The following is a 19890-nucleotide window of genomic DNA, read 5'->3' on the forward strand; positions in this document are numbered from 1 at the left end:
AAGCCCCCTCGCCCCGAAACTCCTTCAATCGCCCCTTGAAGATCGCGGCCGCTTCAAGCGAGCGCTACCGGCTGCACTGAAAGCTCGCCGCCTGCGACGCATCCCCACTCACATAACGCGGCCACAGCGGCCACTCGCACAGCGGACGCGCGCGGGTCGTCTTGAATGGCGGCTGCACTTCCTGTTCAAGCAATTGCAGCCCGGCCGGCGCACGCCCACGCTCGACCCAGTCGGCCAGCGCGCCGAGCATGTCGACGTTGGCCGGTGCGCCGCTGCCCACATGGTCGACACCGGGCGCGGTGTACAGGCGCATGAAGCGGTCCACGTTCTCGCGGCTCATGCGCGCCACCACCGACTCGTAATAGCGAATGCCCGCGAACGGGCTCTGCGCGTAGTCGGCCATGTGCTCCAGCATCAGCAGCTTGCCGCCGCGCGCATGGAAGGCGCTCAGGTCGGGGTTGGTCGAGTCCATGAGCTGCGACACGGTGGCGATGCGCGCGGCGAAGTCTTCGGCGCGGTAGTTGCGCACGTCGAGCGACGGATTGCGCGCATAGAAATACTGCAGCGCCCCGCTGCCGTAGAACCATGCGATGCCGTTGCTCGGCTGCGGCGGCACGGTCGGCGCGGCGGTGCCGGTCCACCACGCGTTCCAGCCGCCCATCGACGCAAAGGCCGGCGTGCCTTCGCCACCGATGCCCCAGCCCGGGTACTCGGTGACGCCATACGCCAGCGGCACGGGCGAGCGCCACGGCGAGCGCAGCGTGCGCACCGCCTGCACCTGCGCGTCGTTGAGGCAGTTGTCGCCGCTCGTGCCCGACGCGCAGCGCAAGGTGGCCGGGTCGAAGCGCTGCAGGCAGGCCACCGGGTTCGACACGATGCGGTCGGCCACGCCATCCGTCGCGTCGCACGACGCGAGCACCGCGTTGTGCACCAGCTGCACCTGCGCGGGCCGCAGCCAGCCTTCGCCGAAGGTGGCGATGCCGTTGCGCGTGCCCGCATGCTGCAGCCCGGTCCAGTTGATCACCGGCACGCGGCTGAAGATGCCGTCGAAGTCCTGCGGATAGCGCTGTGCCATCGTGAGCGCCTCGCGCCCGCCTTCGGAACTGCCCATGAAGTAGAGCTTCTGCGGCGCGTGGCCGTAGGCGCGCTGCGTCAGCGCCACCGCCACGTCGCGCACCTTCTTGTACGAGGCATGCGCGAAGTTCACGAGCGCCTCGTCGTTGAGCGCAAAGGCCTGCGGCGGCTGGCCCTGCACGTTCTGGTGACCCGAGTCGGTGCCGTAGGTCGCGTAGCCCTGCGCGAGCGGCGTGGGCAGGTCGAAGCGCGCGGCAGGCACCAGCGCCAGGCCGGTGATCAGCGTGCCGTTGAAGCCCCCGCCGCCGTACTGCACGCTGCGCCCGTTCCACGCAAGCGGCAGGTTGACCTGGAACAGGATCGGCGGCGCACTCGCGTCGAGCGGTGCGATGCGCCCGAGCACCTTGCAGTACGCGGGCATTGCCGGCGTGATGCGCGACGCGGGGCTGGGGCCGCGCTCGGCCACGGCCAATGCAGACGCCGGCACGAGCGCTGCCGAGTCGATCATCGCCGCGCCGCTGGGCAGGCCGATGGCAGTGGGCGCCACCGGCGCGGTGAGCGCCGCGCAGGCCTGGGCCGGATCGGCGCCGAGGCCGAGCCGCGTGGGGCCGGTCGGCGCCGTGCCGCATGCGGCGAGCAAGGCGGCGGTCGCCAGCATGGCGCCCCCGCTGAACACTGTCTGGGGGATCGCCATCTGTCTGTCTCCTAGTAGTTCGTTGTGACTGACCAGCCGCTACCGCGCCACGCCCAGCAGCCGGTCCAGCACCTCCGGCTGCGCGCGCAGCGCCGCCGCGGTGTCGGCATGCACGATGGTCCCGTGGTCGAGCACCACGGCCTGGTCGGAAATCGCGAGGATCGCCTGCGGGTGCTGCTCCACGATGATCGCTGCCAGCCCTTCGCCCTGCGTGATGCGGCGGATGGCGCGCAGCAGCTCTTCCACGATGATCGGCGCCAGGCCTTCGAGCGGCTCGTCGAGCAGCAGCAGCTTCGGGTTGAGCACCAGCGCGCGGCCCACGGCCAGCATCTGCTGCTCGCCGCCCGAGAGCTGCGTGCCCAGGTTGGTCTTGCGCTCGGCCAGGCGCGGGAACATCTCGTACACGCGCTGCGGGTTCCACTGGCCCGGGCGCTCCACGGCCGTGAGGTTCTCGTGCACCGTGAGCGACTTGAAGATGTTGCGCTCCTGCGGCACCCAGCCGATGCCGGCCGCCGCGCGCTGGTGCGGCTGCAGCTTGTGCAGCGCCGCCTGCCCGCCGAGCGCGATGGTGCCGCCGTGCTGGCGCGTGGCGCCGGCCAGCGTGTTGATGAGCGTGGTCTTGCCCGTGCCGTTGCGGCCCAGCAGCGCGAGCGTCTGGCCCTCGCCGAGCGTGAAGGCCACGTCGTGCAGCACCACGGCCTCGCCGTAGCCGGCGCTCAGGTTCTCGATGCGCAGCAGTTCAGACATGGGCATGTTCTCCGTGGCCCAGGTAGACCTCTTTCACTTTCGGATCGTTGGCGATCGTCTCGGGGTCGCCCTCGGTCAGCAGCGCACCGTTGACCAGCACGGTCATGCGGTCGGCGAAGCTGAACACCAGGTCCATGTCGTGCTCGATGAGCAGCACCGACACGTCGGCCGGCAACGCGGCCACGGTCTGCAGCAGCTCTTCGCGCTCGCCGGCGGGCACGCCGGCCACGGGCTCGTCAAGCAGCAGCACGCGCGGCTCGCAGGCCAGCGCGATGGCGATCTCCAGCAGGCGGCGCTTGCCGTAGGCCATGAATTTCGTCTGCTGCTGCGCCACGTCGGCGAGGTGGAACTGCTCCAGCAGTTGCCCGGCCCGCTCGGCGATGCGCTTGTCCGCGCCCAGCGGGCGCCACCATTGCGCGCCGATGCCCTTGTGCTGCGACACCACGAGCGCCAGCGTTTCCAGCGGCGTCATCGAGTCGAAGAGCTGGTTGATCTGGAAGGTGCGCACCAGCCCGCGCGCCACCCGCTTGTGCGGCGCGAGCGTGGTGATGTCTTCGCCGAGCAGCGAGATGCGGCCTTCGGTGGGCGTGAGCACGCCGGTCAGCAGGTTGATCAGCGTGGTCTTGCCGGCGCCGTTCGGGCCGATGAGCGCATGGCGCGCGCCGCGCTTCAGTTCCATCGTGACGTTGTTCGTGGCCGTGATGCCGCCGAAGCGCATCACGAGGCCTTGGGTCGAGAGCACGGTATCGGTCATGCCGCACCGCCCTTCTTCTTCGCAGTGCCGAACCAGGTCCAGGGCTTGAGCAGGCGGTCGCGTCCCACGAGCACCAGCAGCACGAGGATGAGGCCGATCCAGAACATCCAGTACTGCGGCGTCACCGAGGACAGCCAGGTCTGCAGCAGCTTGAAGACGATGGCGCCCGCCACACCGCCGTACAGCCAGCCCACGCCGCCGATGACCAGCATCAGCAGCACGTCGGCCGAGCGGTCGAAGGCCAGCACGTCGAGCGAGGCGAAGCCGGTGGTCTGCGCCAGCAGCGCACCCGCGGCGCCCGCGATGCCGGCGGCCACGGTGTAGACCACGGCGAGCCGCGACACCACCGGGATGCCGATGGCCATGGCGCGCAGCCGGTTGTCGCGGATGGCCTTGAGCGTGGCGCCGAAGGGCGAATGCACGATGCGGCGCATCACGAGGAACAGCACGAGCATCACGGCCAGCGAGTACCAGGCGGCCGTGCGGCCATACAGGTCGAACTCGAACAGGCCGAGCACCGGCCCCATCACCACGCCCTGCAGGCCGTCGGCGCCGCCTGTGAGCCAGTCGAGCTTGTTGGCGAGTTCGAGCAGCAGCAGCGCGGTGCCCAGCGTGACCATGAGCCGCGTGAGGTCGCTGCCGCGCAGGATGGTCACGCTGGCCACGAGGCCCAGCACGGCCGACAGCACGGTGGCGAACACGAGGCCGACGGTCGGGTCGGGCATGACGAGCTTGGCAAACAGCGCGGCGGCGTACGCGCCGAAGCCGAAGAAGGCGGCGTGGCCGAGCGACACGATGCCGGTGTAGCCGAGGATGAGATCGAGCGACATCGCGAACAGCGCGACGATGGCGATCTCGTTGACCAACAGCGAGTGCGAGGGCATGGCCAGCGGCAACGCGAAGGCCACGGCCCAGACCACGAACTCCCAGGGGCGCCAGCGCGCGGTGCGCAGCAGGGCCGATTCATAGGCAGGCGCGCTCATCTCAGCGGCCTCCCTTGCGCGTGAACAGGCCCTGGGGCCGCCACATGAGGATCAGGATCATGAGCAGGTAGACGGTGAACGCGCCCATCTTCGGAATGAAGTACTTGCCGGCCACGTCGGCAATGCCGAGCAGCAGCGCGGCGGCGAGCGGCCCGGTGATCGACGAGGTGCCGCCGACCGAGACGACGATGAGGAAATAGATCATGTACTTGAGCGGGAAGGTCGGATCGAGCCCGAGGATTTCCGCGCCCAGCGCACCGCCCAGCCCGGCCAGGCCCGAGCCCACGGCGAAGGTCAGCAGGAACACGATGTTGACGTTGATGCCCAGCCCGGCGGCCACGCGCGGGTCGTCGACGGCGGCGCGCAGGCGGCTGCCGAAGCGCGTCTTCGAGAGGATGAGTTGCAGCACCACGGTGAGCACGGCGCACACGGCGATGATGAAGATGCGGTAGTGGCCCATGCCCAGCAGGAACGCGCCGTCGCCGAATTCGCTGCGCCCGCGCAGCCACTCGGGCAGCTGCAGGTTCTGCTGCGACGAGCCGACGAAGTAGTCGACGGCCGCGACGGCCATGAACGCCAGCCCGATGGAGAACAGCACCTGGTCCAGGTGCGGCTTGCCGTACATCGGCCGGTAGAGCGTGCGCTCCAGCAGCGCGCCGGCCAGCGCGACGACGATGAACGCGAGCGGCAGGCAGGCCAGGAACGGCACGCCGAACTTCTGCATCGCGAACACGGTGAGGTAGCCGCCCGCCATGGCGAAGGCACCGTGCGCGAGGTTGATGAAGTTCATCAGCCCGAGCGTCACGGCCAGCCCCACGGCGAGGACGAAGAGCAGCATGCCGTAGGCGATGCCGTCGAAAAGAATGGTCAGCATGTCGGTTGTCTGGGTCTGGTGCGGTCGTTCAGGATGCTGCTATTCGGGGTGCGTGCACAGGACACCGGGTACTTCCCTCCGCGAATGTCCCCCGGGGCTTCGCCCCTCCTCCTTGATTTCGCTGCGGGAAGCACCCAGTGCCCTGAGCCCGAGGGGCGCTGTCGGGGTGCTGGCCGATCAACAACGGCTCTGCACCCGCTCACGTCGATGGGGTACCTTGCGCAGCGAAATCAAGGAGGAGGCCGAAGGCCGGGGGACATTCGCGGAGCAAGGCACCCCGTCGGCGGGAGCGCCGCCCTGAACGGCAACGTTCCCACCGGCGAAGCGAAATTACTTGGCTTTACCCGGGTCCTTCACGCCCTTGAGCACGTCGAACTCGATGTTGTAGAGCTGCCCGTCCTTCTTTTCAACCTTGCGCAGGTACACGTCCTGCACGATGTCGCGCGTCTGCGCATCGATCAGCACCTGGCCGCGCGGGCTTTCGAAGACCTGGCCCTTCATGGCTGCCAGCAGCGCTTCGCCGCCGCCCTGGCCCTTGGTGGTCTTGAGGGCTTCGTAGATCACGCGCATGCCGTCATAGCCGCCCACGGCCATGAAGTTGGGGCGCATCTTCGGGTTGGCTTTCTGGAAGGCCTCGACGAACTTCTTGTTCAGCGCCGAGGGGTGCGCGGCCGAGTAGTGGTGCGAGGTGACCACGCCCAGCGCGCCGTCGCCCATGTCGTTCAGTTGATCGTCATCCGTCACGTCGCCGGTGGCGATCATCTTGATGCCGGCCTTGTCCATGCCGCGCTCCAGGAACTGCTTCATCACCGCCGCGCCCGCGCCCGAGGGCACGAAGACGAACAGCGCGTCGGGCTTGGCGTCGCGCACCTTCTGCAGGAACGGCGCGAAGTCGGGGTTGCGCAGCGGCACGCGCAGCTTCTCGAGCACCTTGCCGCCGTTGAGCTGGAAGCGCTCGCTGAAGAACTTCTCGGCGTCGTTGCCGGGGCCGTAGTCGGTGACCAGCGTGACCACCGACTTCACGCCGTTCTTGGGCGCCCAGTCGCCCATCACCACCGACACCTGCGGCAGCGTGAAGCTGCTGCGCACGATGTAGGGCGAGGCCTCGGTGATGCTCGAGGTGGCGGCGGCCATCACGACCTGCGGCGTCTTCGACTGCGTGGCCAGCGGCGCGGCGGCCAGCGCGGCCGGCGTGATGCCAAAGCCGGCGATCACGTTGACCTTGTCGTTGACGATGAGCTCCTGCGCCAGGCGCTTGGTCACGTCGGGCAGGCCGGTGTCGTCCTTCACGATCAGCTCGACCTTCTTGCCGGCCACGGTGTCGCCGTTCTGAGCCATGTACAGGCGCGCGGCGGCCTCGATCTGGCGGCCGGTGGAGGCCGACTGCCCCGTCATCGGCAGGATCAGGCCGATCTTGAACTTGTTGTCCTGGGCGCTGGCCACAGGCAGCGACAGCGCGGTGGCGAGCGCAATCGCCGAAAGGCCGGCGGTCTGGATGAGATGGCGTCTTTGCATGGAATTTTTCCTTTGAGGGACGGAACGCGAAACCGGGCGTATTTTGAACAATTCGCAACAATTAGCGGAGCAGGCAACCACCTAGCCACCCGCCGCACGGGCCTTTGTTGCGCGATCAGTCGAATGGTTGCGCGATGATCGCGCAACCGATGTTTTCAACGGTCCGGGCGGTACGCGGAATCGAGCGTGAGCGTACCCACGGCGCGTGACACGCAGGCGCAGATGCGCGTGGTCGCCTGCTTCTCGTGCGGGCTCAGGAACACGTCGCGGTGGTCGACCTCGCCGTCCACGGCCAGCACGTCCATGGCGCACAGGCCGCACTCGCCGCGCTTGCAGTCCGACAGGGTCTGCACGCCGGCCGCATCGAGCGCGTCGAGCAGGGTGCAGTCGGCCGGCACGGTGATCGACAGGTCGTGGCGCGGAATGCGCACGGTGAAGGCCTGCGTGGCGAGGCGCCCGCTGCTGCCGAAGGTTTCGAAGCGCAGGTCGGCGAGCGGCCGGCCGGCCGCGGCCCAGGCGCGCTTGACGGCTTCGAGCATCGGCACCGGGCCGCAGGTGTAGAGCTGGCCGCCGGGCGGCAGCGCGGCGATGGCGGCGTCGAAGTCGATGGGCGCGGCGCCTTCGTGCGCCTGCACGCCGGCCTCACCCAGCGCATCGCGCAGGGTGTCGAGGTAGCCGAACTCGCCCGCGTGGCGCGCGCCGTACAGCATGGCCACCGGCACGCCGCGGCGTTGCGCCAGCGCGCCCAGGCGCTGCGCCATCAGCACCAGCGGCGTGATACCGATGCCGCCCGCCACGAGCAGGTAGCCGGGGGCCGCGAGGTCGAGCGGAAAGTGGTTCTGCGGCGCGCTCACCTGCAGCCGGTCGCCCACGGCCAGCCGCCACATCGCGCGCGAGCCGCCACGGCCGTCGTCCAGCCGCTTGACGGCGATGCGCCAGCAGCTGCCGTCGCCCTCGCCCACCAGCGAGTAGGAGCGCGTCTGCACGCGGCCCTGCTCGGTCATCACCTGCACCTGCAGGTGGGCGCCGGGCTCATGCGCGGCAACGAAGTCGGTGTCGGGGCGCAGCGTGAACTCGCGCACGGTGGGCGTGACGTCGCGCAGCGCCACCACCTGCGCCTGCATCCATTGAAGATCGCTTTTCATCGGGGAACACCAGCAGGGAAAGAGAAGAAAAAGAAGTCGTCGATCAGCCGCGACGGCGGATCAGTTGCACGCCCGGCAGCGGGCGCTGTTCGGCGCTCGGCGTGCCGTGCAGCGCCTCGCGCAGGTTGCGCCGCGCGATGCGGCTGTGCTCGCGCATCAGCGCTTCGGCGCGCGAGCCCTCGCCAGACTCGATGGCGTCGAGCACCTGCAGGTGCTGGTCCTGCGCGATCACGAGCATGTCGCGCGCGGCCGGCGAATTGGCCTGCACGATGACGAAGCCCGAGGGCGAGGCGAACGGCAGGTTGACCACGCGCTCCAGCTGCTGCGCGATGACGGGGCTGCCCGCCATCTCGCACAGCAGCGCGTGGAATTTTTCGTTGTGCGTCACGTAGCGCGAGAAGGCCGCGTCGTCGAGCGCGGGCTCGCGCAGCAGCTCGTCGATGCGCGTGAGGCAGGCGCGCGCTTCGCGCAGCACCACGGGCGCCGCGCCGCGCTCGGCCGCCAGCCGCGCCACCAAGCCTTCGAGCGTGCCGCGCAGCTCGATGGCGTCGGCCACGTCGCGTTCGGAAAAGGTGCGCACGGCATAGCCGCCGTTGGGCAGCGCTTCGAGCAGGCCTTCCTGTTCGAGCCGCATGAGCGCGCTGCGCACCGGCGTGCGCGACACGCCGAGCTGTTCGGAGATGGCGACCTCGGCAATGCGCGCGCCGCCGGGCAGTTCGCCCGCCAGGATCATCTCGCGCAGCCGCAGCTGCGCCTTCACGGCCTGCGAGCTGCCGCTGTCGCCGGGCTCGGCGGGAGAGACGGTGGCGACCTTCATCACGCGGCCTGGCTCTCTGGGGCGGGACGGATCGGGATCGCGGCGCGCGCGGGCCGTTCCTTCTCGATCATGCGGTCGATGAGGCGCCGCGCCCACATCGAGCCGGCGTCGATGTTGAGGTTGTAGAACTGGTGGTCGGGGTGCTCGTCGATGGCCTTCTGCTGCGCCTCGAGCACGATCTCGTCCTCGCGGAAGATGCCCGAGACGCCCTCGCGCAGCTCGTGCGTGAGGCGCTGTTCGCCCAGGCAGTAGTTGCGCGCGAAGGCCCAGAAGTACAGGCAGGTCTTGTCGGTCTCGGGCGTGATGGTGTTGAGCACGTAGCCGTTGACGCCCTTGCTGCGGTCGCCGGCGCTGTCGTTCGACGGCACCGCGCCGCTGCCGGCCTCGGCCACACCGACGTCGATGTTCACGGTGCACGGGCCTTCGAAACGGATGATCTGCCAACGGTCGACCTTGCCCGTGTAGCCGCGCGCGTGGCGGATCTGGTTGCCCCAGAACGGCGGCGCGTCGATGTTCTCCATCCAGCGCGTGACGGTGGCCGAGCGGTCGCCGTGCGTGGCCACGAAGGGCGCCTCGGCCACCTCGCGGTTGCCGATCGACGAGCCGTGCACGAAGGTCTCGTGCGTGAGGTCCATGAGGTTGTCGACCACGAGCCGGTAGTCGCAGTTCACGCGGATCATCTTGCCGTCGCCGGCCCAGGCCGGGTCGTCGTTCCAGTGCATGTCGGGCACCAGCGCCGGGTCGGCCTTGGCCGGGTCGCCGGGCCAGATCCACACGAAGCGGTGCTTCTCGACCACCGGAAAGCTGCGCACACAGGCCGAAGGGTTGAGCGTCTCCTGGCTCGGCATGTGGGTGCAGCGGCCCTGGCTGTTGTAGACCAGGCCGTGGTAGCCGCAGACCAGCTCGTCGCCCTCGAGGCGGCCCAGCGACAGCGGCATCAGCCTATGCCAGCAGGCGTCTTCGAGCGCGGCCACCTGGCCGTCGGTGCGGCGGAACAGCACCACTTTCTGGTTGCAGATGGTGCGTGGCAGCAGCGCGTGACGCACTTCGACGTCGTAGGCGGCGGCATACCAGGCGTTGAGCGGAAAGGCGGTCGTGGGCGTCTTCATGAATACGCAATGTATACAGAACAACGAGAAATTCCAGTATGAAACCCCTTATTCGAGGGTAAATACTGACCCCTACGTATACAAACAGGCTTTTCACGAAGGCGCTAGGATTCCGCTCGTTCACAGTCACGACGGAGTTCATTCCATGTCCCAGCATGCCGCCCTGCCCGCCCGCTACGACCACGTGGGCAGCTTCCTGCGCCCGCAATACCTGCTCGAAGCCCGCGAACAGAAAGCCAAGGGCCAGATCACGCCCGAGCAACTGCGCGAGGTCGAAGACAAGGCCATCACCGAGATCGTCCGCTTCCAGGAAGACATCGGCCTCAAGAGCATCACCGACGGCGAGTTCCGCCGCACCTACTTCCACATCGACTTCCTCGACCAGCTCGGCGGCGTGAAGACCGACATCCCGGTCACCATCCGCCGCCCCGACGGCACCGAGGAACTGGCGCCGCCCGCGATGCGCGTGATCGACAAGGTGCGCCACGTGAAGGACATCCAGCTCGCCGACTTCCAGTACCTCAAGAGCCAGGTGTCGGCCGGCCGCACGCCGAAGGTGACCATCCCCTCGCCGACGATGCTGCACTTCCGTGGCGGGCGCGCCGGCATCAGCAAGGACGCGTACCCCGAGCTCGACCCGGTGTTCTACGACGACGTGGCCAAGGCCTATGGCGACGAGTTGCGCTCGCTGGCCGCGGCCGGCTGCACCTACGTGCAGATGGACGACACCAACCTCGCCTACCTGTGCGACGAGCACATGCGCGAAGCCGCCCGCAAGCGCGGCGACGACCCGAACGAGCTGCCGCACCGCTACGCGGCCTTCATCAACAAGGTGGTGGCGCAGAAGCCGCCGGGCATGCTGTTGGCCATGCACCTGTGCCGCGGCAACTTCAAGAGCACGCACGCCGCGGCCGGCAACTACGAGCCGGTGGCCGAGGCGCTCCTGAAGGAGATGGACCTCGACGCCTACTTCATGGAGTACGACGACGCCCGCTCGGGCGACTTCAAGCCACTGCGCTACCTGCCCAAGGGCAAGACCGTGGTGCTCGGCCTGGTGACCACCAAGTTCGGCGAGATGGAAGACAAGGACGAACTCAAGCGCCGCATCGAGGACGCCAGCAAGTACGCCTCGCTCGACCAGCTCGCGCTGTCGCCGCAGTGCGGCTTCTCCAGCACGGTGCACGGCAACAACATCGCCGTCGAAGCGCAGCGCAACAAGCTGCGGCTCGTGGTCGAAACGGCGCAGGAAGTCTGGGGCTCGACCTGACGCGCGCTTTCTGTTGAAGTCGGGGGCATGACGACGACGCAGATTTACTCCGGCCCCCTCAGCATGTTCGGCGCGAAGGTGCAGATCGCCGCGTACGAAAAAGGCATCACTTTCGAGCTCACCATGGTGCCGTTCACCACCGACGACGCCTACGAGCCCAAGCATCCCGAGGTGCTGCGCGTGAACCCGGTGAGGCAGCAGGTGCCGGTGCTGGTCGACGACGAGGTGGCGCTGTTCGACTCGACGCAGATCTTCGAGTACCTCGAAGATCGCCATCCGCAGCCGGCGCTGTGGCCCAAGGGCATCGCCGACCGGGCCCGCGCGCGGCAGCTGGAGCAGAAGTCGGACGAGGTGTTTTTTCCGAACGTCATCAAGCTCTTCGGCTTGCAGGACGCCATGCAGAGCGCGCCGGCCGTGGCCGCATGCGCCGGCTGCGCGCGCTTCTACGAAGAGATGGAAGGCCTGCTCGCCACGCGCGAATACCTGGCCGGCCCCTACTCCTTCGCCGACATCGCCTTCTACATGGCGCATGTGTTCGCCGACCGCAAGGGCGCCGGCATGACCGGCGCCACGCCGCGCCTCGTGGCCTGGCGCGAGCGCGTGGGCGCGCGGCCCGCCGTGCGCGCGGTGGTCGATCCGATGATGCGGTTCCTGGCTTCGCAAGGGCGCGGCGTGCCGGCCTTCCTGCAGCGCTGAGCGGGCACCGAGGCATCACCCGCCCATGCCGGACACCCTCTTCGACTGGCTGCCCTCCCCTTCGCAGCATTTTCTTGTCGTCACTTTCGCGTTGCTGGTCTATGTGCTGACCACGCGCACGCGCCGCGAGCAGCGCGCCCCCACCACCGCCATCGCGTGGGTCATGGGGCTGGTGCTCATGCCCTACGTGATCCTTCCGATGTACCTGCTGTTCGGCCAGCGCAAGCTGCGCCCGGCCGGCGCGCCCCGGCCGCCGCGTTCGCTGCCGCCGGGCCACTGGGCGGCCGACCTGATCGAGAGCTTCGGCCTGGCGCCGCCCGGGCGCTGCGCGATCCGCATGCACGCCGACGGCGAGGCCGCGCGCGAGGCGCTGTTCGAGGTGATCGACGGCGCGCGCCAGCGCCTGGACGTGTGCACCTTCATCATCGGCGACGACGCGCTCGGCCACGCCGTGCTGGCGCGGCTCGCGCAGCGCGCGCGCGAGGGCGTCAAGGTGCGCGTGCTGCTCGACGGCTTCGGCGCGCTGTCGCTGCCGCGCCATCACTTCGACCGGCTGCGCGCGGCGGGGGGCGAGGTGGCGGTGTTCCGCCCCTTCTTCAGCCTGCGCCGCATCGGGCCGCGCAACCTGCGCAACCACCGCAAGCTCACCATCGCCGACGACCGCTGGCTGTGGTCGGGCGGGCGCAACCTCGCGGGCGAGTACTTCTCCGGCAACGACAAGCACCCCGAAGCCTGGCACGACCTGTCCTTCGACCTGCAGGGCAGCGTGGCCGCCGCCGCCGCGCGCCAGTTCGACCACGACTGGAGCTCGGTGCGCGGGCGCAAGGCGCGCGCCATCACCGCCGCCAACGTGCCCGCGGGCCCCGGCTGCGCCATGGCCCAGTTCCTGCCGAGCGGCCCCGACCAGACCGAGGACACGGCGCATGCACTGCTCATCGACGCCTGCTTTCGCGCCGAGCACCGCATCCTCGCGATCACGCCCTACTTCGTGCCCGGCGACGGCCTGCGCGACGCGCTGCGGCTCGCCGCGCGGCGCGGTGTGCAGGTGACCATCGCGATGCCCGCGCAGTCGAACCACCGGCTGGCCGACTTCGTGCGCGCACGCGCCATGCGCGACCTCGCGCGCGCCGGCGTGAGCTTTCGCATGCTGCCCTTCATGGCGCACGCCAAAGCCGTGGTGGTCGACGACGAACTGGCGATGTGCGGCTCGATCAACCTCGACCTGCGCAGCCTGCTGCTGAACCACGAGGCGGCGGTGGTGTTCTACGGCCACGACGACATCGAATGGCTGGCCGAATGGATCGAGACCACCGCCTCGGCCGGCGAGCCCTACCGCGCGCGGCGCCCAGGGCTGCTGCGCGACGTGGCCGAGGGGCTGCTGCTGACCGTCGCCTTCCAGCTGTAGGCAGGTGGTGCATCGCCCAAGATGCGCGAATGCAACACAATTGCAACCAATTGAACATTCACACTAGAATCGCCACCGGTTCCGGTGGATGACCGTTCTCCCGGAGCCCCCTGCATCGCGGGGCAGCCCGCTCCGGCCCGGCCTCATGGGGCCCACCGAAGCGCCATTCGTACCGCCGTTGTCGTGAGAAAGTGCCCAAATAACAGGCACCACTACAGCGAGGCCAGTTCCCTTCCTACGAGCCCAGAAATTAAGATAAAGGTTCACTGATTGTTGCCACATCGTGTGGAGGAATGAGCGGTCCGCCCGCCCCTCTGCCCTGAATGAGCAACCAGTAGTCCCCCGCACTTCAGAAGCATCGGCGCCCGTCAGGGCGTATCGCCTTCGGCGACCTCGATGCGATGCAGGAGCGTGACCGGCAAAGGCGGTCGCGGCGGGGTTTGAGCGCTGGGCGCCGGGCGACACCTTCGCGCGGCCCGAAGCGGTCCCCTTTGTTGTCGATCACTGCCGGATTCCCCTGAGCACGGGGAGAAAAATCGATGCCTTTCATTGATTCGCTGCTGGCGCTCGCGCGCCGGCTGGGCGCAGCCTTGCCTGTCGTTTGGGCCCTGCTGCTGCCGTTGTCCGCCGCCCCGACCTGGGCAGCCCTGAACGAAGTCGGCCGCGCCACGCCGAGCGTGCACCGCCTGCGCTTCTTCATCGACCCGCAACTGGCGGCCGACATCGGCGCGCCCGAGGCCGGCCGCCGGCTCGCGCAGTACGTGGCCGACCTCAACACCGTGTTCATGCGCGAGACGGTGCGCAGCTTCACCTTCGACCCCGCGAAAGACCTGCAGATCGTCGCGCCCGGCGCGGCGCCGCCCTGCGGCTTCAGCGGCGTGGCCGGCGGCGAGATCGTGCTGTGCGTCGGCCCCTCGAAGCGCGGCTACAGCCACGGCGGCCTGACCACCAGCACCACCTTCCCGCCCACCGGTGTGACCTGGAACCTGAACTGGACCGCCATCCACGACCCGCTGCGCCTGTCGCGCGCCATCACGCCGGCCGCGCCCGAGTCCACCGAGAAGGACTACCTCGGCCGCCAGCTCAAGACCCTGCTGCACGAGCTGGAGCACGTGTTCGGCGCCGGCTCGGGCGAGTACTACAACGCCATCGCCGTCGCCGACACCACCGAGACCGCGCCCGCCAGCGACCTGGCCCTGGTGAAGCACACCGACCGCTACTGGTGGCCGCGCCAGCACTGGCGCCTCGACCCGCTGCTGGGCACCGTGTTCGAGCAGCGCTACGACCCGGCCGCCAACCGCGTCGCCACGCTCGGCCTGATCCGCTTCACCGAAGGCACCAAGGCGCAGATCAACACCGACTGGCGCGACTGGCCCAAGCTCGGCAGCTCGAAATTCATGGCCGCGACCACCGCCACGCAGGTGCGCGTGACCGAACGCGAGAGCGGCGCCGCGCTGGCCGGCGCGCCGGTGTCGGTGTGGCGCGACCCGGGTGCCGGCAAGCCGCTGGAGCCGATCGCGCAGGGCACGACGAATACCGACGGCCGTTTCGTCTTCGACTGGCGTTGCGGCTTCAGCTGCTTCGCCGTCGGCAAGACCACGCTGCTCGTGAAGGCCCAGGCCCCGGGCCGCGCACCGGGCGCGACCTGGTTCACCATCTTCGACGCCTTCGAGCAGAAGGCGGTGCAGGGGCAGGCGGCCTTCACCATCGACCTGCCGCTGGGCGTGCCCGACAGCCAGAAGCCGGTCGTGTCCCTGGCCGCGCCCGCGATGGCGACCGTGGGCCAGCCCGTGGCGCTGGCGCCCGTGGCGGTCGACAACGTCGGTGTCTTCGGCGTGAAGGTGATCGGCACCGACAGCCTGCCGATCTGCACCTTCACCGCCCCGCCCTACACCTGCCACTGGACGCCGACCGCGCCGGGCGTGCAGATCGTCCGCGTGATCGCCATCGACGCGGCGGGCAATGCCGAGGTCGCGTCGGCGCAGGTGATCGTGCGCGCGCCCGCCGACACCACGGCACCGACCGTCACGCTGAACGTGCCGTCCATGGCGGCGTCGGCCGCCGGCCTGCCGGTGCGGCTGACGGCCAGCGCGACCGACGACACCGGCGTGGCCGAGCTCGCCTTCATCGTCGACGGCAAGACCGTCTGCGCGCTGCGCGCCGCGCCTTATGCCTGCAGCTGGACGCCCGCGCGTGCGGGCCTGGCGAACATCGAACTGCGCGCCACCGATGCAGCAGGCAATGTCGCCACCGCCTCGGCCATCGCGCGCGTCGGTGCGGAACTGCGACCCGAAGACCTGTAGGAGATAACTCAACGCCGGTTCGTGAAGCTGGCGTTGCCCAGCCCGGTGCCGATCGTCAGCACGCCCCAGTGACGCACGTCGCGCATGAAGGGCAGCTCGCTCAGGCCCTGCACCACCGCGTCGTTGTGCATGAGCACCAGCGTCGCGCCCGAGCCGATGATCGGCAGCCGCCGCCATAGCGCGGCCGGCAGGTGGAAGGCCCGGCTCTCCCAGTCGCCCGGCAGGTTCTGCGCGCCGCGCGCGATCGAGCCGTCGGAGCGGATCAGCCCCGGGCAGCCGATGCCGATGAAAGGCGCGAGCCGGATCTTGCGGCGCTCGGCGTAGACGACCATGTCCTCGAGCATGTCGGCGATGCGCTCGACCATGTGGCTGCGGTTCGGGCCGTCGTCGGCGTGGCGCCACTTCTCACGCTTGACCACCTTGGTGCGCGAGAAGTCGGGCGCCTTGCGGTGGCGCGTCTTCACGATGCCGCAGCGCACGTTGGTGCCGCCGATGTCCACCGCCAGGATGGCGTCGTGCCCCTTCAGCAGCGGCGGCGGCGTCAGGTGCGCCCAGCCGATCAGCCCGCCGTCGTCGACGTTGTGCGACAGCCGGCCCAGCTGCACATGCACGCCCAGGTCCTCGAGCATCGCGCCTGCCTCCAGGATCGCGCGCTCGCCCACGTCGCTCTCGGGAAAGCCGCCGCCGACCACGATGCGCTGCACCTTGCGCCACGAGGGCTGGCGCACGAAGCGCTGGACCACGAAGGCCAGCTCTTCCGCGAACTCTTCGATGGCGCCATGCATCACGTCGCCGGCGGCCGTGGCGGTCTTTCCCTGCAGCGCGCGGTCGAGCTGCTTCTTGCTCAGATCGCGCGAGTGGGCCGCGCCCAGCGGGTCGCGGCCGGTCTTGCGGCGCCGCTTGCGCCAGCGCTCGAGCAGTTCGCGAAACGCCGTCTGGCTGGCCTGGTCGCCGACGAAGCCGTCCTTGTCGCGCAGCTGCAGGCTGTAGCCGTCCACGCGCAGGCCGGGCAGCTCGCGCAGGCCATGGATGTCGGGACCGGGGGGCGCGTGCCTGGTTTTTTTCATGACGGCCACTATGGGCCGCCGCGCGGCCGTGGCGCATCGGCTTCGCGCACCACGGCGTGTAGGAGACGGACGGGTACGGCTGGCGCGGCGATGCCGATACACTGACCCGGATGCACCTGCCTCGCAGCTTCTGGCACCCCGCCCTGTGGCTTTTCGCGATGCTCTGGCTGGCCGCCGCGCCTTGTGCGCAAGCCGCCGACGAGACGCTGCGCGTCGGCTCCAAGCGCTTCACCGAGTCGTACATCCTGGCCGAGGTGCTGGCGCAGACCGCCGCGCCGCACACCGCCTCGCCGCCCGTCGTGCGGCAGGGGCTGGGCAACACGGCCATCGTCTACGAAGCGCTGCGCTCGGGCGCCATCGACCTGTACGCCGAATACACCGGCACCATCGCACTTGAGATCCTCAAGGGCTCGCCCGCCGACACGCGCGAGGCCATGAACACCGCACTCGCGCCGCTCGGGCTGGGCGTGGCGATTCCGCTGGGCTTCAACGACGGCTACGCGCTGGCCGTGCGCGCCGCCGATGCCGACAAGCTCGGTCTGCGCACGCTGAGCGACCTGGCCCGGCACCCCGAGCTGCGCATCGGGCTGTCGAACGAATTCATCGGCCGCGCCGACGGCTGGAAGGGCCTGGCGGCAAGCTACGGCTTCACGCAGACGCCGACCGGGCTCGACCACGGCCTGGCCTACGAGGCGATGACGGCCAAACAGATCGACGCGATCGACATCTACACCACCGACGCCAAGATCGACCACCTCGGCCTGCGCGTGCTCGTGGACGACAAGCAGTACTTTCCGCGCTACGACGCGGTGGTGCTCTACAAGCTCGACCTGCCTGCGCGGCTGCCGAAGGCGTGGGCTGCGTTGCAGACGCTCGAAGGCAAGATCGACGAGCACGCGATGATCGCGATGAACGCACGCGCCGAACTGCAGGGCGTGCGCTTCGACACCATCGCGCGCGACTTCCTGGCCGGCGCCACCAAGGACGGCAAGACGCCGCCGAGCGCCGCGCGCGGCTTCACGGCCAAGCTCTTCGGCCCCGACCTCTGGCCGCTGGCGCGCCAGCACCTGCTGCTGGTGGCGGTGTCGGTCGGCGTGGCCATCCTCATCGGCGTGCCGCTCGCGATCCTCGTGTTTCCGCACCTGCGGCTGCGTGCCGTGGTGCTGGGCTTCGCGAGCGTGATGCAGACCGTGCCGTCGCTGGCGCTGCTCGCGGTGCTGATCTCTTTGCTTGGCGCCATCGGCGCCCTGCCCGCGCTCATCGCGCTCACGCTGTACTCGCTGCTGCCGATCATGCGCAACACCGTGACCGGGCTGGCCGAAGTGCCGAATGGACTTCGGCTGGCCGGCACCGCGCTGGGCATGACGCCGCCGCAGAGCCTTCAGTTGGTGCTGCTGCCGCTCGCGTTGCCCACGCTGCTGGCGGGCGTTCGCACCGCGACAGCCATTGCCATCGGCACGGCCACCATCGCGGCTTTCATCGGCGCGGGCGGCTTCGGTGAGCGCATCGTGACAGGACTCGCGCTCAACGACCGCGAGCTGTTGATGGCGGGAGCGCTGCCGGCTGCGGCCATGGCGCTGATCAGCGAAGGCATCTTCGAGCTGATCGAATTCCTGATGCGTCGCAGTCGCAGGGCACCATTGGCCTGAGCTGTTCAGGGCGACGCTCACGCCGACGCGGTACCTTGCTCCGCGAATGTCCCCCGGGCTTCGCCCTCCTCCTTGATTTCGCTGCGCAAGGCACCGCATCGGCGTGAGCGTGTTCAGTGCGGTCGTTGATCGGCCGCACACCAGCGCCGCGTCCCGTGCGCAGGACACCGGGTGCTTCCCGCAGCGAAATCAAGGAGGAGGGGCGAAGCCCCGGGGGACATTCGCGGAGGGAAGTACCCGGTGGCCTGTGCACGCGCCCCAACAGGGCAGACGTTAAAAAGCCCCCAACTGGGGGCTTCCAACGAGACAAGAAAAGCGTCAGGCCAACGTGTAAGCCGTCTTCACCGTAGTGAAGAACTCCTGCGCGTACTTGCCCTGCTCCCGCGGTCCATAGCTCGATCCTTTGCGGCCGCCAAACGGCACGTGATAGTCCACCCCCGCCGTCGGCAGGTTCACCATCACCATCCCCGCCTGGCTGTGGCGCTTGAAGTGCGTCGCGTACTTCAGCGAGGTCGTCGCGATGCCGGCCGACAAACCGAACTCGGTGTCGTTCGCCGTCGCCAGCGCCTCTTCGTAGTTCTTCACGCGGATCACGCTCGCCACCGGCCCGAACACCTCCTCGCGGTTGATGCGCATGTTCGCGGCGGACTCGCTGAACAGTGCCGGCGACATGTAGTAGCCGTCCGTCTCCAGCTTCAGCAGTTCGCCGCCAGCCGCCAGCGTGGCGCCTTCGCCCTTGCCGATGGCGACGTATTCCATGTCTTGGTCGAGCTGCGACTTCGACGAGACCGGCCCCACGTCGGTGCCCTGCGCCAGCGCGTCGCCGACCTTGATCTTCGCCATGCGCGCCTTTATCGCGTCGATGAACTTCGGGTAAATGCCTTCGGTGACGATGAGTCGGCTCGACGCCGTGCAGCGCTGGCCGGTCGAGTAGAACGCGCTCTGCACGCTGAGCTCCACAGCCTGCGCGAGGTCGGCGTCGTCGAGCACCACCTGCGGGTTCTTGCCGCCCATTTCGAGCTGCACCTTCTTGTGGTTGGTGACGCATTGCACCGCGATGTTGCGGCCCACACCCACCGAGCCCGTGAAGCTGATCGCATGGATGCCGGGGTGGTTGACCAGCGCATCGCCGATCACGCTGCCGCGCCCCATCACGAGGTTGAACACGCCGCCCGGAATGCCCGAGCGGCTGATGATCTCGGCCAGCGCCCATGCGCAGCCCGGCACGAGGTCGGCGGGCTTGAGCACCACGCAGTTGCCGAAGGCCAATGCGGGCGCGATCTTCCAGGCGGGAATCGCGATGGGGAAGTTCCACGGCGTGATGAGCCCGACCACGCCGACCGGCTCGCGCGTGATCTCCACGCCGATGTTCGGACGCACCGACGGCAGCACCTCGCCCGACAGGCGCAGGCACTCGCCCGCGAAGAACTTGAAGATCTGCCCCGCGCGCGTGGCCTCGCCGATGCCTTCGGCCTTGGTCTTTCCCTCTTCGCGCGCCAGCAGCGTGCCCAGCTCTTCCTTGCGCGCGAGGATCTCGGTGCCGATCTTGTCGAGCGCATCGGAGCGCGCCTGGATGCTGCCCGTCGCCCAGGCGGGGAAGGCCGCGGTGGCGGCGGCCACGGCGGCGTCGACCTGGCCCTTGTCGCCCTGCGTGTACTGGCCCAGCACGTCGGCCAGGTTGCTGGGGTTGATGTTGGGGCTGTAGCTGTGGCCGGCCAGCCATTCGCCATTGATGAGGTTGTTGAATTCAGTCATCGTCGATGTCCTTGTGTGCGTGTTGCGGTGAGGAGG

Annotated in this window: 16 protein-coding genes; 5 read left to right on the forward strand and 11 right to left on the reverse strand. The window is 69.0% G+C overall.

Annotated features, from left to right (window positions below):
- Positions 1-64 precede the first annotated feature (64 nt).
- The 9 genes from AC1RAA_RS09650 to AC1RAA_RS09690 form a co-directional block, all read right to left on the reverse strand.
- Positions 65-1768 (reverse strand): tannase/feruloyl esterase family alpha/beta hydrolase, encoded by a 1704-nt coding sequence (locus AC1RAA_RS09650; protein WP_492732523.1) that lies wholly within the window; start codon positions 1766-1768, stop codon positions 65-67.
- Positions 1769-1807: 39 nt separating this feature from the next.
- Entirely contained in the window at positions 1808-2515 is a 708-nt protein-coding gene (locus AC1RAA_RS09655; protein ID WP_095950659.1) for an ABC transporter ATP-binding protein, read from the reverse strand.
- Complete coding sequence (locus AC1RAA_RS09660) at positions 2508-3269, reverse strand: ABC transporter ATP-binding protein (RefSeq protein WP_492732525.1); 762 nt, start codon at positions 3267-3269, stop codon at positions 2508-2510. Before AC1RAA_RS09660 ends, AC1RAA_RS09655 begins: the two co-directional genes overlap by 8 nt.
- Entirely contained in the window at positions 3266-4252 is a 987-nt protein-coding gene (locus AC1RAA_RS09665) for a branched-chain amino acid ABC transporter permease (protein WP_369644033.1), read from the reverse strand. The genes AC1RAA_RS09660 and AC1RAA_RS09665 overlap by 4 nt, the downstream gene beginning before the upstream one ends.
- 1 nt (position 4253) lies before the next feature.
- Positions 4254-5126 carry a branched-chain amino acid ABC transporter permease gene (locus AC1RAA_RS09670; protein WP_056582994.1) on the reverse strand — a complete coding sequence of 291 codons (873 nt, stop codon included), beginning with the start codon at positions 5124-5126 and terminating at the stop codon, positions 4254-4256.
- A gap of 330 nt (positions 5127-5456) precedes the next feature.
- A complete protein-coding gene (locus AC1RAA_RS09675) occupies positions 5457-6641 on the reverse strand; it encodes an ABC transporter substrate-binding protein (RefSeq protein WP_487849273.1) in 1185 nt (394 codons plus the stop codon).
- A gap of 155 nt (positions 6642-6796) precedes the next feature.
- A complete protein-coding gene (locus tag AC1RAA_RS09680) occupies positions 6797-7786 on the reverse strand; it encodes a PDR/VanB family oxidoreductase (RefSeq protein WP_307586007.1) in 990 nt (329 codons plus the stop codon).
- A gap of 43 nt (positions 7787-7829) precedes the next feature.
- The gene (locus tag AC1RAA_RS09685) at positions 7830-8603 is read right to left on the reverse strand and encodes a GntR family transcriptional regulator (protein WP_062470623.1); all 774 of its coding nucleotides are present in this window, start codon (positions 8601-8603) and stop codon (positions 7830-7832) included.
- Positions 8603-9712: an aromatic ring-hydroxylating dioxygenase subunit alpha gene (locus AC1RAA_RS09690; protein ID WP_492732527.1), complete on the reverse strand. Its 1110-nt coding sequence runs from the start codon at positions 9710-9712 to the stop codon at positions 8603-8605. The genes AC1RAA_RS09685 and AC1RAA_RS09690 overlap by 1 nt, the downstream gene beginning before the upstream one ends.
- Before the next feature lie 145 nt (positions 9713-9857).
- Between AC1RAA_RS09690 and AC1RAA_RS09695 the strand changes: the two genes are divergently transcribed.
- The 4 genes from AC1RAA_RS09695 to AC1RAA_RS09710 all read left to right on the forward strand — a co-directional run bounded on the left by AC1RAA_RS09695 (position 9858) and on the right by AC1RAA_RS09710 (position 15383).
- Positions 9858-10979 carry a 5-methyltetrahydropteroyltriglutamate--homocysteine S-methyltransferase gene (locus tag AC1RAA_RS09695; protein WP_062470629.1) on the forward strand — a complete coding sequence of 374 codons (1122 nt, stop codon included), beginning with the start codon at positions 9858-9860 and terminating at the stop codon, positions 10977-10979.
- 27 nt (positions 10980-11006) lie between these two features.
- On the forward strand, positions 11007-11675 hold the full coding sequence (locus tag AC1RAA_RS09700) for a glutathione S-transferase family protein (protein ID WP_492732529.1): 669 nt from the start codon (positions 11007-11009) through the stop codon (positions 11673-11675).
- Positions 11676-11700: 25 nt separating this feature from the next.
- Complete coding sequence (locus AC1RAA_RS09705) at positions 11701-13080, forward strand: phospholipase D-like domain-containing protein (RefSeq protein ID WP_492732531.1); 1380 nt, start codon at positions 11701-11703, stop codon at positions 13078-13080.
- 539 nt (positions 13081-13619) lie between these two features.
- Positions 13620-15383 carry an Ig-like domain-containing protein gene (locus AC1RAA_RS09710; protein WP_492732533.1) on the forward strand — a complete coding sequence of 588 codons (1764 nt, stop codon included), beginning with the start codon at positions 13620-13622 and terminating at the stop codon, positions 15381-15383.
- Positions 15384-15391: 8 nt separating this feature from the next.
- Here the strand turns inward: AC1RAA_RS09710 and AC1RAA_RS09715 are convergent, their stop codons facing one another.
- The gene (locus AC1RAA_RS09715; RefSeq protein WP_492732535.1) at positions 15392-16450 is read right to left on the reverse strand and encodes an ROK family protein; all 1059 of its coding nucleotides are present in this window, start codon (positions 16448-16450) and stop codon (positions 15392-15394) included.
- A gap of 110 nt (positions 16451-16560) precedes the next feature.
- Here AC1RAA_RS09715 and AC1RAA_RS09720 point away from each other — a divergent pair, with 110 nt between their 5' ends.
- Complete coding sequence (locus tag AC1RAA_RS09720; protein ID WP_492732537.1) at positions 16561-18099, forward strand: glycine betaine ABC transporter substrate-binding protein; 1539 nt, start codon at positions 16561-16563, stop codon at positions 18097-18099.
- A 318-nt stretch (positions 18100-18417) separates the two neighbouring features.
- Here the strand turns inward: AC1RAA_RS09720 and AC1RAA_RS09725 are convergent, their stop codons facing one another.
- Complete coding sequence (locus AC1RAA_RS09725; RefSeq protein ID WP_492729806.1) at positions 18418-19854, reverse strand: aldehyde dehydrogenase family protein; 1437 nt, start codon at positions 19852-19854, stop codon at positions 18418-18420.
- Positions 19855-19890: the final 36 nt, after the last annotated feature.

The sequence above is a fragment of the Variovorax sp. GW823-FHT04F07 genome (assembly GCF_058795995.1).